Source organism: Mycobacterium simiae, assembly GCF_010727605.1.
In the GTDB taxonomy this organism is placed as follows: Bacteria; Actinomycetota; Actinomycetes; order Mycobacteriales; family Mycobacteriaceae; genus Mycobacterium; species Mycobacterium simiae.
Genome location: NZ_AP022568.1, coordinates 2700375 through 2711405, shown reverse-complemented (window position 1 = coordinate 2711405; position 11031 = coordinate 2700375). Strand labels below are relative to the sequence as shown.

The window sequence follows — 11031 nt, the reverse complement described above, 5'->3', positions numbered from 1 at the left end:
GAAATGACGCGTGCGGAAATGCCGCCCGAGCATCACCCTGCTGTTTGGCCGCCACACAAGACGATCCATCGCCCGGCACCGAGGAAGCCCATGAACGAGCGCGACGAATTCCTGCGGGACCGTCTGCAGCCCGACCGGCCCAGCGCACCCGCACCACCTCCGCCTGGTTCGCCGTCGCGGGGCCCGCGCAACGCCGGGCCGCCGCCCGCGCAACGCCCAACCCCGCCCCCAACCCAGGCGTTCCCACCAGCCCCGGCGCGCCCGGCGGCGTCTCCCCCGGCGCGCCCGGCTGCGTCCTCCCCGCCGCGTCCGGTTGGACTTCCCCCGCAGCGCCCGGCTGCATCTCCTGGGCCTCCCCCGCCTAACCCAGCCGCGTCCGCTGTGCCCCCGCCGCACCGCCCGCCGGCGTCGGCGCCGCCGTTTCACACCTCCGCGCCGCCGCCATCGCTCATCACCCATATGGCGACGACGCGGATACCGGTAGCCGACGCCGCACCCACACCCGGGCCGACCGTCGCGGCCGAACCGCCGGAACGCGGCTGGCGCCGCATGCTGCGTCTGCTGACGTTCGGCCTCGTCAAGCTTGGTCCGTCGCCCGCGCAACTCCGAGATGCCGAATTCGAGGCGACCATCCGCACCGGATTCCGGGCTAACCACAAGGTCGGTGTGGTGGGCAAAGGCGGTGTCGGTAAGACGTCCGTCGCGGCCAGCGTCGGCTCCTTGCTCGCCGAACTCCGCCACCAAGATCACGTCGTGGCGATCGACGCCGATACCGCCTTCGGTCGGTTGAGCAGCCGCATCGACCCGAGCTCGACGAACTCGTTCTGGGAGCTGACCGCGGACAAGAATCTGGAATCGTTCGCCGATGTCGCCGCGCGGGTGGGCCGGAACGCGGTCGGTCTGTATGTGCTCGCGGGGGAGCCGGCGTCTGGACCGCGGCGGGTACTCGATCCCGCGATCTACCGGGAAGCCGCGGCCCGCTTGGACCGCCATTTCACGATCTCGGTGATCGATTGCGGTTCGACGATGGATTCGCCCGTCACCCAAGAAGTTCTGCGCGACCTGGATGCGCTGATCGTCGTGTCGTCACCGTGGGCGGACGGGGCGTCCGCTGCAGCCCGAACCCTGGAGTGGCTGTCGGATCAGGGCATGACGACGTTGCTGCACAACACGATCGTGGTGCTCAACGACTCCGACGGGCACGCTGACAAGCGCACCCGCGCAGTGCTGGTGCGCGAGTTCGTCGAGCACGGTCGGCCGGTCGTGGAGGTGCCGTTCGATCCGCATCTGCGCCCCGGCGGTGTCATCGACGTCAAACACGAGATGGCCCTGGCGACCCGCCGCAAATTCGTGGAGGCCACAGCGATGATCGCCGGGTTCTTCGCAAGTTGCGAGCGGGCCCGGGATTCGCGACCCGGTACGTTCCGCCCGGACGGCGACGTCGACAGCTGATGCGGTTCCTCAGGTCGTCGCGACCCTCGCCGCCGGGTCGGCAATCGCCTCGATCTTGCCGATGAGCGGGCCATTGAGGGTCAGCAGGATCGCCGCGAATAGCCGGCGCTCGGCGAACGCCAGCAGCACCGGTTGGCCGGCCGGACCGCTGACCAACGTGACTCCCGGTCCCAAGTAGCGCATCAGGTTTGTCGCGACGGCCCGCGGCCCGTGGTTGATCTGCGGCGGGGGTGGCGGGTCCCCGAGCAGGGTTCCCACTCCCCAGACCGCGGGATCGAGCACCGCGGTCAGCGCCGCAATGTCTCCGTTGGCGCAGGCGGTGATGAACTTCTCGGCCACCAGCCGGTGTTCGGTGGGGGTTACCTCATTCAGATTTGGTTGTGCCGCAACGAATTTGGCCCGTGCACGGCGCGCCAACTGGCGGCAGGTACCGACCGGACGGCCGACGGTTTCGGCGATCGAGTCAAACGGGAAGCCGAAGACGTCATGCAGAACAAATGCGACCCGTTCGCCCGGATTGAGGCGTTGCAGCACTTCCAGTAACGCGGCCCGGACCTCGTCATCGAGGGTCGCCTGGTCGGCCGGGTCGGGATTGCGCGCCGGCGCCGCGTCGAGGTCCTCCCGTGCCGCGTGGCTCAGCCGCTCGTAGCGTGCTCGCGCCGAACGCACCTGATCGAGGCAGAGCCGGCTGGTGACCACGGTCAGCCAGCCGCGGACATCCTCGATCTCACCGGCGTCGACTCGCGACAATCGCAGAAACGCTTCTTGCGCAACGTCTTCGGCGTCGCCCACGTCTCCGAGCAGCTGGTAGCCCAGATTGACCAGATACGGACGGTGGCGGTGCCAGGCGTCGGCGATCCGGTCGGCTGGCGGCGGGAACTGGTTCATAAAGCATCGACGATCTGCTACCCGGAAAAGTTACACGCTTTGACTGTAACTTTCCCGGCCGGGCGCCCGTCGTAGTTGCAAACCTTCGCTTTTCAGCGGGAGCCGATCGAGAGGCCAACCAGCCCGTGGATCAACGTCTTTCGGGATGGCGCCTGCTGCTCAGGCACGGCGAAGAGCCCCCAGATAGGAGTCGAGATGTCCGAACCGCAGCCGCCGCGCTACCTCAAACCGATGAACAAGGTCATGATGGCGGTCCAACGACTCGGTATACCGACCGGCCCCGCGATGGTGCTCACGGTGCCGGGGCGCAAGTCCGGTCAACCGCGGAGCACCCCGATGACGCCGTTCGAATTTCAGGACGGCCTTTATGTGGTGGCGGGCTACCCTGGCGCCGACTGGGCGGCCAACGCCCGGGCCGCGGGGACCGGCACGCTCCGCCGGGGCCGCCGGTCACGCCGAGTCCGAATCGTCGAGCTCACCGCTGCAGAAGCGCGGCCGGTACTGCGGGTGTTTGCCGTGAAGGTGCCCGTCGGTGTGGCATTCGCGAAACGCGCGGGAATGGTGCGTAATGGAACGGCTGACGAATTCGAAGCATTGGCGGGCCGAGTCGCGGTTTTCCGTTTCGACCCGGCGTAGCGGTTTCCCGCCGTGCGTGTGCCCCAACGGAGGCCTTGTGCACAGCTTGCCGCTGCCGCCGGCCGCTGAGCCGGATTCGGGGGTCATGAGGCTGGGTCAGGCCGACTTCATGTGCTGGCGCACGGGATAGCCGTTGCGCTCGGCCAGTGAGCGCAATTGGTTGAGCGCGAAGCTGCGCGGGCGACCCGATTGGGGAATCACGACGCCGGCCCACAGTCCTTCGGCACCGGGAATCTCGACCGCGTCGCGGGCGCAACGCCACCGGCGCGGGCAGGCACGGCACAGCGCTTTGGCCTCGGCATCCGGCGCTGTCGTCCAGCGATCGGGGTCGTTGGTGCAGGCGCCCAACGGGATGTTGTACACAGTGGTCGCGGTCATCCCTACATTCCTCCAGTAAGCGTTGCAGTTCTGCGCTCTAGTCCGGCCAGAGTATCGACAAAACCGTCGCGATGCAACGGTTAGGTCTGCGCTTTGCGTTGCGGGGCTCGCGCCGATTCGGCTGGCGCCCCGCGCTGGGGCGCCATAAGCGCTGGCCGAAGCGGATTCTATGCAGCCGCGACAACTGTAGCGGGTATACGTTTTTATCCGTGCCGGGGCGGGCCGCAGCCCCTGCCATTACGGCAGAGGTGCGATGGGCAACCATAGCGATGCGATACGATAGCCGGGTGCAACGGTTCGACGGAGTAAGCCCGGAGCGGGCGGAGGTCGTGCCATTTGGCGTCGTGCGGTCCCATCCCCCGGTGCGGCCGGCAGCCGGCCAACTCGCCGGTCGGGACCCCGACACCACGGCGGCCGATCCGGGCGTGGTGCGCGCCGGTGCCGCGGCCGCGGCCCGCCGCCGCGAGCTCGACATCAGCCAACGCAGCCTCGCCGCGGACGGCATCATCAATGCCGGCGCGCTGATCGCGTTCGAAAAGGGGCGCAGCTGGCCGCGCAAGCGCACGCGCACCAAGCTCGAGGAAGTACTGCAGTGGCCCGCGGGAACCATCGAGCGGATCCGCCGCGGCGAACCGGTCGCCGATCACGCCGCCCCGCCCGACGAGCGGTCCGAGGACCGCACCGAAACCGGCGGCGCAGTCTCCTTGGTCGCGCAGGCGGTCGTGGCCGCCGTGGACGGCTGCAGCCTGGCCATCGCCGCCTTGCCGCCGGCCCACGACGCCGGATTCGTCGAACGCGCCGCGCCCATCCTCGCCGATCTACGCCAACTCGAAGCGGTCGCTGTCCGGGCAACCCGGATCAGCCGGATCACACCCGAGTTGATCAAAGCGCTCAGCGCGGTTCGCCGACACCGCGATGAGTTGATGCTGCTCGGGGCGACGGCCCCGGGCGCACCGCTGGGGCAGCGGCTGTATGCGGCCCGGCGCCGGGCGAACCTCACCGCCGAAGAGACCGCCGTGGCCGCCGGGGTCGCCGAAGACATGATCGCCCGTGCGGAAGCCGACGAACCGGTCCCCGCCCACGTCGCGGCGGCGATCGAAACGCTGATCGATCAGATCGGGTGATCATGCCCGCGCGGGGCCAATTTGCTCAAAGCACGAGCGGCACATGCTTTTCCGCGCACGCATCCTTGACCGCCGCCACGATGTCCTGGGTGCGTAACGTCTGCAGGTCCTCCACAGTCACCGATCCCTTGTCCACGCGATGCTGGGCGGCCACCCGGGAGTCACGCAGCCGCTCCGCGCGCTCAACGACGTTGCGGGCGAAGCGACCGTTGTGCATGACGTCGATGCCATGTTCCCCGTTGGGGGCACGGTAGTCGCGCAGCGTTGCGCACGCCGCCCGCAGCGCGTCGGCCGTGGCGGGATCAAGAAGCGTGGCGCGTGGCTTTCCGTACCGGACCGCGATTTCCACCAGCTCGTCGGGCGTGTAGGACTCGAAGCGCAATTTGCGGTTGAACCGGCCCGCCAGACCCGGGTTGACAGTAAGGAACTCGTCGACCTCCTTCTCGTATCCGGCCCCGATGAAGCAGAAGTCGAACCGGTGCACTTCCAGCGCCACCAAGAGCTGGTTGACCGCCTCCATCCCGATCATGTCGGGCCGTCCGTCCTGGTGCCGTTCGACCAACGAGTAGAACTCGTCCATGAACAGGATGCGGCCCAGGGACCGATTGATCAGCTCGTTGGTCTTCGGCCCGGAAGCCCCGATGTGTTCGCCGCAGAAGTCGGCGCGCTTCACTTCGATGATCTCCGGATGGCGCACGATGCCCAACCCGGCGTAGATCTTCCCCAACGCCTCGGCCGTGGTGGTCTTACCGGTACCGGGCGGTCCGACCAGCAACATGTGATTGGTCTGGTTGGCCACCGGCAGGCCCGCGGCCAGGCGCAAGGCACGAACCTCGATCTGGTCCTCTAGTTCGGCGACCGCCCGCTTGACGTCAGCCAGCCCGACCTGGTTGTCGAGCAGGGCGCGGCCCTCCTGCAGGAGTTCGCTGCGCCGCTCCTGGTGCTCCTCTTCCTCCCGCTGCTGCGCCGATCGCTCGGTGGTCACATCCCACTTGTTGGTGCGCGAACGTATGGACTGCTCGTCGGTGACCACCAGCTGCAGTGCGGGGTCGGCCAGCGCTTGCTTGGCCGGCTCGAGCAAGGCACCGTTGATCGTCGCCTTGGACAGCCAGATCTGTGCTTTGGGTTCCTCACCGAGCTGCCGATGCGCCATCCCCCGCACGTAGGCAAGGTCGGCGGCGATCAACGGGAAATCATTGGGATCGATTGCCGTGACGGCTGTTTCGAGATGCTGACGCCGGGCCTCGGTCGGCCCGCCGTAGCCGGTCCGCAGCTCGACGCGGTCGGTCCACTCCAGCGCCACCCGCGCCTGTCCGAGATGGGCCGCGGCGTGCGCGGCCAGCGTGCAGATGGCCGCGGTGACCGCCGACATGATGATCGCCTGCGGTGGCAAGATTGCCGCCGCCACCGAGACGACGTCGGGCCAGCGTTGGGTCGCGAACATCAGGTAGGCCTCGATGTACTGCTTCCACTGATGGTTCTCCCATGTATCCAGCAGCGTCGAATCCGCAAGCAGCGCTTCGGCTTTCTCGTACTGACGATCATCGATCAAGGCGCTGGCCAGCGCCAGGCCGGCATGAGAGGCCTCGGTAACCGAAATGGACAGATAGGGGCCGGCCTTGATCGGAGCCGACAACCGTGCGCCAATTCGGTTGGTCTCCCGGTGCAGCCGGCTTCCGCAGGTGTACAGCTGCTCGATGGTCGACAGTGCCTCGTCCCCCGCGGCGATCCGGCCCAGCCAGGCATCGGCCATCGAAGGGTCGACCTCGGTCGCTTCCCGAAACCGTGCCGCGGCACCGGCGACGTCGGTGTCGAGCAACGCCATCGCCTGATCGAAATACTTGCGTGCGGTGACCGGACTCGTCATGGGGTGTCTATCGCTTCGAGCTCAGGAGTTCGCAATGCCATCGGCTCCGACGATACGTACCGGTTCTCGGCGCGGAACAGCTCCACCTCGACCGAATGCACCTGGCCGGCGGCCGTCACGTCCACCGTGGCCGGCCCCGTCTGGGTGATCAGTACGTTGGCGGTCCCCCGGTAGGCTTCACCGGGCGACCCGACGGAGATCAATGTGTTCGGCCGCGGCGCGGGCGACATGCTGCCGTCGACCACGCTCACCGTGGTGCCCGACGCTGGCTTGGGCTGATCGGTCACCGCGATGTCGGGCATGCGAACACTGGCCCACCGCCGCAGATTTCGAGTATGTACGGTGATCCGCTCCCCCGCGCCCGCCAGCCGGATGATGAACCGCTTGACCAGCGCGTCCTCCGCGGCGATGTGCACTCGGCTGAACTCGCCGGCATCGTCGAACGGCAGCAACATCCGGTTCCCGCCGACGACCTTGCCGAGGAGGACACCCGAGGGTCCGATCGGGATGACGAGCGGGCTCCGCAGAGCACCGCGGCGGATACCACGCAACGCCGGCAGTGGGCCGCACAGATTGGCGGCAACGGCCTGCGCCTGCTCACCCCGCAGGGTGCGCAGCCGCATACTCAACGGCGCTGTCGGGGGTTGGGCGGTGCGCACCGTCACGGTGGCGGTGACGGTGACAGGCCCCGCTTCGGCGCCGAAGAGCGTGACGTTCTGCACGATCCCGTCGACGCGCGCCGACCACGCTTGTGCCAACGTATCGGTGGTGACGTCGCCGGGCGGGTACCAGTAGGTTGTCAGCCAACCGCTGTCACTGCGCACCGACCGCCAGCGCCGGTTCGAGACGTCTAGTGCGGATCGCCCCAGCCGACGCTCCATTTCGACGATGTCGGTCGCGGTGGCTACCTTGGCGCGGATGCCTTGCTGGCGCATGGCCGCACTGATCCGCTGGGCCGCCGCGAGGGTCGCGGTGCCCACCGATGTTCGGCCACGCAACGCCTCCACGTTGTCCAGCGCCGAAATCCTTACGATCAACCACGTTTCGCGCTGTCCCGCGTAGGGCGGCGTGCCGATCAGTGTGTCGTACACCCGCGGGTAGTCACCGGTGCTGCGCCGCCGGGCGCCCGCACTGATCACGCTCAGTGAGCCGACGGTGAGCCCCAGGCTCTGGTGCAACAACGGGGCCAGATCGGTGATATCGAACGCATTGTCGGTCAGCGTCGCTGTCGAACCGGTGAAAAGCGTTGGCGCATGAGCCTTTCCGAGTAGTTGGACCGCGGCTGCGGCCACGCCGTCCTGGTAGCGGATCCCCCCGCCGGCGCGGTCATTGGCCACCGTAAGGGGCTCGGTCCACCAGATGGGCCGGCGTCGCCGGCGCCACAAAATCATCCAGGACCACACCGGCTGGCCCCGCCACCGGATCACGCCGACGGCGATGCCGATCACCAAACCTACTGTCGCCCCCGGATACCCGCCGGCTGCCCACCCGGCCACGGCGGCGATGAAGATCGCGACGATGATCGTCAGCCTCGTCCCGGCTCTCATCGTTCGCGCCGCGCCCGGACCAACAGCGATACCACCGCGATCGCGGCCACCACCACCCCGGCGAACACCAATGCCACGTTGCGGGCGCGGTGATCCGGCGGTGGTGGCGGCGGCAGCGGATGGACTACGCGGCTGGCCGCCCCCGGCGGAAGACGGTCGCCCGCAGGTACATCGAAGGTCAACGCCGCCACCGGGTCGACCACGCCGTAGCCGACCTGGTTGTCCACCCCGCGCGGCGGATTGTGTGCAGTCTGCAGAATCCGGTTGATGATCTGGTGCGCGGACAACGCCGGATACTTGGCCCGCACCAAGGCGGCCACACCGCTGACATACGCCGCAGAAAAGCTGGTGCCCCAGAATGGCATGTTCTTTTCGCCCGGCCGAATCGGCGGGTAGGCATTGGCCGGACCACCCGTTTCCGGCGACAGCCCGATGATCCCGACGCCCGGTGCCGCCGCCGCCACCCACGGCCCGGCCAGACTCTTGTTGATCGGCGCGCCGGTGTTGTCGACCGCACCAACGGAGAGCACATAGTCGGAGAACCAGGACGGCGACGACACCGTCTTGACCTGGTGCCAGTCGCGCGGGTCGGCGGCATTGAGCGGGTCGAAGGTCGGGTTCTGCGCACACCCGTCCTCGCTGTCGTTACCGGCCGCGGCCACGAGGACGGCATCCTTGACGGTGGCGGCGTACCAAACCGCCGCCCCGATCGCGCCCTGATCCAGCGGATCAGCGGCCGAAACACACGCTGTCACACTGATATTGATCACCTTGGCACCCATGTTCGCGGCGTGCACGATGGCGCTTGCCAGCGTGGCAATAGTGCCTGCCTTCTTACGGCCTTCGGAATCGCCGGGGCCCGGATTGACCGGCTCGAAGGCCCGCGAGGACTGCCGGATGGAAATGATGGTCGCGTGCGGCGCGACGCCGACCACACCGTCGGGCGCGCCCGGTGGTGGCGGGGGCACCTCGGGATCGTCGGGTTGGCCCGGCGCCGGGTCACCGGGTCCGTTGGACGGCGCGTCGGGCGGCGGCGGTGGCGGTGGCGGTGCGGCCGGTACCGTCTGCGTGATCGTCACGGGTGACGGAGGTGGCGGCGGCGCGGGCGGCGGCGGCGGGCCGCCCGGCGGCGGAGCGCCTGCGTCGGTCGGCGGTGGACCGGCCGGTGGCGGGAAGGCCGGCGCGCTCGGCATCGGTGCGGGCATCGGAGTGCCTTGCGGGGCGGCTCCGATCACCGACGCCACGACGGTTCCGTGCGCGTCGCAATCGCTGAGGCCGTCGCCCCCCATGATGTAGTCGCCCCCGGCGACCACCGGCAACCGGTGGCTCGGATTGACGCCGGTGTCGATGACTGCTACCGCAACGCCGTTGCCGGTCGAGTACTGCCACGCCTTGCTGACATTGAGCATCGTGAAACCGGGCGCGGGCAGCGCCACGTTGGGATCGGCGACGGTGATTGTCCGTGCGCACGCGAAACTCTGCCGCATCGGCTGTTCGGCAGCCGGCTTGCCGTCGGCCGGGACCCGGCCGGGGTCCACCACTGGGGGCGGAATAGCTTGCGCCGCGGGCAGACCCGCAATCAACGTTACGATCACGGTCGTCAGCGCGGCAGCGCCGACCCGCTGAGCCAATGCAGCAGCGCGCGGCAGCCGAGTCATCGCATGCGCACCCAGGTGAACAACCCGCCGATCCACGCGGCCAAGGGCAGCGCCGCGATAATCGCTACGATCTCCACCCACTCGGCGGTCATCCGCACCAGTGGAGTAAACCTCGTGATCGGCACCAGCAATGCGGACAGCAGGCCCGCGCCGCCGAAGGCGGCCAGCACCAGCGCACCCCACAGTAGCCCGGAGCCCGACGAAGCCGGTTCGTGCACAACGTATTTGATCACCCCGACGCACACCGCCGCGGCCGCTCCACACACCAGCGCGACCGCCTGCCGCTTGTCGGCGAATGCCCGCCCCCGGCTGATGAAAATCACCACAAACAACGCGGCCAGCACCGCGGCTGGGGTGCTCCGGTCTCGTCCCGGCATCAGCGTCGCCCACACCGCGATCGGTAGGGCCAGTCCGGCTCCCGCGCAGATTCCGGTCAGCACGTTGTTGGCGCGAATCGCCGACGCCGCAATCTGGGCGCCGCGCGGGGTGGTGTCCGAGTTCGCTTCCTCGTCGCTGCCCTCGTCGACGGGCGCAACCGCGTCGGCTGGCAGGCCGGCGCTGCGCCGGAACAGGTCTCGCCCGGTGATCGACCCAAAATACGGCGGCCGGATCCGGGCGACCCAGAGCGCGATCGTCGGCGCCATGGTCAACAGCAGAAGCAAGGCCACCAGTGTGCACATCCCGAGCCACTGCGCAGGAACCGGCCACCACATCCGCGCCGCAGCAACCAGACCGCCGAGGGCCAAGACGGTGACCATGGTGGCCGCCACGTTGGCATGTCGCCTTGTGGCAGAAGCCATTCCGCATGTCAACACCGCGCCGGCCAGTGCAGCAATGAACGCGTGGGCGGCGCCGAGGCGCCCCGGCGCACCGGAGGCAAGGCTTACCGTAAGCAACGGCACCGCTATCCAGCCCAGCCCGTCGATCATGTCGAGGCGCCCCGGCCACCATCGCCACACCGTGGCGGCGCCGCCGGCGATCAACAGGCCGGCCGCACCGCTCACAATTGTGGGCATCAGGGCGTCGGTGGAAACACGCTGCCGCACAACCAATCCCAACACGGTGAGGGTGGCCATCGCGAGGATGACGAGCGCGGTGCGCGCCGCGGTTTGCAGGGTGACCGGTTCGAACAGGGCCTTCCCAACCCGGGCCAGACCGGTGGACAGCGACTCGTATTGCGGCTCGAAAGACTCTCCCGCTACCGCGGGAACCAGGGTGAGCGTGGCACCATCCTCGACGCCGAGCTCGTCGAGGGTCTTGGTGACGTCGAGCCGAACGCCGTTGGCCTTGTGTAGTTCGTACCCGATGCCGGACTCTAGCCCGGCGAACCCCCGCCGCTTCAGTTCCTCGTTGAGCAGCTCGACCACGTTGTCAAGGAAGACCTCGATCGGCACCGACGCTGGATAGACCTGCGAAACCAGATGCTCGCCACATACAACCGCAACAGCACAGCGGGCTGGAAATGAAACCTTACCCACGAA

At 68.4% G+C, this 11031-nt stretch carries 9 protein-coding genes; 3 read left to right on the top strand and 6 right to left on the bottom strand.

The features are described 5' to 3' along the window. Positions 1–90 precede the first annotated feature (90 nt). Positions 91–1452 carry a MinD/ParA family ATP-binding protein gene (locus G6N33_RS12595; protein ID WP_232069471.1) on the top strand — a complete coding sequence of 454 codons (1362 nt, stop codon included), beginning with the start codon at positions 91–93 and terminating at the stop codon, positions 1450–1452. A 9-nt stretch (positions 1453–1461) separates the two neighbouring features. Here the strand turns inward: G6N33_RS12595 and sigI are convergent, their stop codons facing one another. Further along, positions 1462–2340, bottom strand: coding sequence for an RNA polymerase sigma factor SigI (gene sigI, locus G6N33_RS12590; RefSeq protein WP_044509061.1), 879 nt, complete (start codon positions 2338–2340; stop codon positions 1462–1464). Between the two features lie 195 nt (positions 2341–2535). Here sigI and G6N33_RS12585 point away from each other — a divergent pair, with 195 nt between their 5' ends. After that, positions 2536–2976 carry a nitroreductase family deazaflavin-dependent oxidoreductase gene (locus G6N33_RS12585; protein WP_044509062.1) on the top strand — a complete coding sequence of 147 codons (441 nt, stop codon included), beginning with the start codon at positions 2536–2538 and terminating at the stop codon, positions 2974–2976. A 96-nt stretch (positions 2977–3072) separates the two neighbouring features. On the opposite strand, the gene G6N33_RS12580 is transcribed toward G6N33_RS12585, so the two are convergent. Continuing rightward, positions 3073–3354, bottom strand: coding sequence for a WhiB family transcriptional regulator (locus tag G6N33_RS12580; RefSeq protein ID WP_044509063.1), 282 nt, complete (start codon positions 3352–3354; stop codon positions 3073–3075). A 287-nt stretch (positions 3355–3641) separates the two neighbouring features. Here G6N33_RS12580 and G6N33_RS12575 point away from each other — a divergent pair, with 287 nt between their 5' ends. Further along, positions 3642–4478 (top strand): transcriptional regulator, encoded by an 837-nt coding sequence (locus tag G6N33_RS12575; RefSeq protein ID WP_331271339.1) that lies wholly within the window; start codon positions 3642–3644, stop codon positions 4476–4478. 25 nt (positions 4479–4503) lie between these two features. Here G6N33_RS12575 and eccA read toward each other — a convergent pair whose 3' ends face one another. The 4 genes from eccA to eccD are packed head-to-tail and all read right to left on the bottom strand — an operon-like array spanning position 4504 to position 11028. After that, positions 4504–6345 (bottom strand): type VII secretion AAA-ATPase EccA, encoded by a 1842-nt coding sequence (gene eccA / locus G6N33_RS12570; protein WP_044509064.1) that lies wholly within the window; start codon positions 6343–6345, stop codon positions 4504–4506. Next, positions 6342–7892: a type VII secretion protein EccE gene (gene eccE / locus G6N33_RS12565; protein ID WP_101528601.1), complete on the bottom strand. Its 1551-nt coding sequence runs from the start codon at positions 7890–7892 to the stop codon at positions 6342–6344. Before eccE ends, eccA begins: the two co-directional genes overlap by 4 nt. Continuing rightward, a complete protein-coding gene (mycP, locus tag G6N33_RS12560; protein ID WP_101528602.1) occupies positions 7889–9550 on the bottom strand; it encodes a type VII secretion-associated serine protease mycosin in 1662 nt (553 codons plus the stop codon). Before mycP ends, eccE begins: the two co-directional genes overlap by 4 nt. Further along, a complete protein-coding gene (gene eccD, locus G6N33_RS12555) occupies positions 9547–11028 on the bottom strand; it encodes a type VII secretion integral membrane protein EccD (protein ID WP_101528606.1) in 1482 nt (493 codons plus the stop codon). The genes mycP and eccD overlap by 4 nt, the downstream gene beginning before the upstream one ends. Positions 11029–11031: the final 3 nt, after the last annotated feature.

What these genes read in the sequence shown, in the direction of transcription:
- eccA (WP_044509064.1), bottom strand. Translation starts at nt 6,345, where the DNA reads ATGACGAGTCCGGTCACCGCACGCAAGTATTTCGATCAGGCGATGGCG.
- sigI (WP_044509061.1), bottom strand. Translation starts at nt 2,340, where the DNA reads ATGAACCAGTTCCCGCCGCCAGCCGACCGGATCGCCGACGCCTGGCAC.
- G6N33_RS12585 (WP_044509062.1), top strand. Translation starts at nt 2,536, where the DNA reads ATGTCCGAACCGCAGCCGCCGCGCTACCTCAAACCGATGAACAAGGTC.
- mycP (WP_101528602.1), bottom strand. Translation starts at nt 9,550, where the DNA reads ATGACTCGGCTGCCGCGCGCTGCTGCATTGGCTCAGCGGGTCGGCGCT.
- G6N33_RS12580 (WP_044509063.1), bottom strand. Translation starts at nt 3,354, where the DNA reads ATGACCGCGACCACTGTGTACAACATCCCGTTGGGCGCCTGCACCAAC.
- eccE (WP_101528601.1), bottom strand. Translation starts at nt 7,892, where the DNA reads ATGAGAGCCGGGACGAGGCTGACGATCATCGTCGCGATCTTCATCGCC.
- G6N33_RS12595 (WP_232069471.1), top strand. Translation starts at nt 91, where the DNA reads ATGAACGAGCGCGACGAATTCCTGCGGGACCGTCTGCAGCCCGACCGG.